The sequence below is a fragment of the Subtercola boreus genome, from assembly GCF_003399635.1.
In the GTDB taxonomy this organism is placed as follows: Bacteria; Actinomycetota; Actinomycetes; order Actinomycetales; family Microbacteriaceae; genus Subtercola; species Subtercola boreus_B.
In genome coordinates, this window is sequence record NZ_NBXB01000095.1 from 1 (window position 1) to 1,246 (window position 1,246).

Consider the following 1,246-nt stretch of genomic DNA (forward strand, 5'->3'; position numbering starts at 1 on the left):
GGGAAAAGAACTTCTACTCCGTCCCTTACTCGCTGATCGGGCAGGCCGTGGACCTGCGTGTCACCGCGCAGCTGGTCGAGGTGTACCGCAATCATGAGCGGCTCACCAGCCACCTTCTGTTCGGTGAGCATGTCACGAATGAGTACCGCACGAACGATGCCGATCAGCCACAGGGTGAGAAGTATCGGGAATGGGACACCGTAAGGATCCGGGCATGGGCGGAGCGCGTCGGACCACAGATGGTGACCGTGGTGAGCCGGATCTTCGAGTCCGTGCCCGTCGAGGAGCAAGGCTTCGACGCGGCCCTCGCCGTACTCCGTCTGACTCGCCGTTATTCCAGCGAACGAGTTGAACACGCCTGCCAGATCGCGTTAGAGAGCCGTGTCCGATCGCCGCGGTACGCGCACCTACGGCCGATCCTGGAAACCGGGCAAGACCGGGCGGGCACTCGTCGGCGACATCGTTTCGAAGATGCCAGCCCCGAGCCTGAACCTGGCGGGTATGTGCGCGGTGCTGGCTACTACGCCGGCGGGAGCACCCGATGACCCGGATCGATATCGAGACGAAACGCAAACTACGTGAAATGGGCGTCGCGACGCTGCTCGACGCGTTCGAAGCACAGGATGACACCCTGACGCTGGGGTTGGCATTCGAGGAGAAAATCAAACTCGCCGTCGATGACGCCCACTCCACATTCACTCAATCGAAAGTCGAGGGCCTGATCCGGCGGGCGAACCTGCGATACCCGAATGCCGACCTGCGCCGGTTGGACCTGGTCGAGGAACGCGGCCTTGACCGGTCCGTGATCGCTGGGCTCGGTACGTGCTCGTTCATCGACCGGCAGCAGAACGTCGTGTTCCAAGGGTTCACCGGATCGGGGAAGTCGTACCTGGGCTGCGCGCTTGCGAAAGCGGCGTGCCTGCACCGGGTACGGGCGCATTACATCCGGATGCCGGAGCTTGAAGAGGCCTGGCAGCTCGCCCGGGACAAACCCTCCGGGCAGACAAAGTTCCTGAACAAGTACGCCGCGTTCACGCTCCTCGTGATCGATGAATGGCTCCTCGACCAACCCGACGAGTCCACCAGAAGCATGCTGCTGGAACTCCTCGAGCGACGCTACGACGAAACCTCGACCGTGTTCTGTACCCAATACGCACAAAAGGACTGGCACCAACGCCTCGGCTCCGGAGTCCACGCCGACGCGATCATGGACCGCATCGTGCATCACACCATCTGGGTCGAGACC

2 protein-coding genes are annotated in these 1,246 nt (G+C 62.4%); both read left to right on the forward strand.

Annotated elements, in window-relative coordinates; genetic code table 11:
* Positions 1-545, forward strand: a 545-nt coding sequence (locus B7R22_RS19400) for a Mu transposase domain-containing protein (protein WP_437184164.1), incomplete at its 5' end; no start/stop codon positions are given.
* Positions 542-1,246, forward strand: a 705-nt coding sequence (locus B7R22_RS18685) for an ATP-binding protein (RefSeq protein ID WP_116413179.1), incomplete at its 3' end; no start/stop codon positions are given. The genes B7R22_RS19400 and B7R22_RS18685, both read left to right, overlap by 4 nt.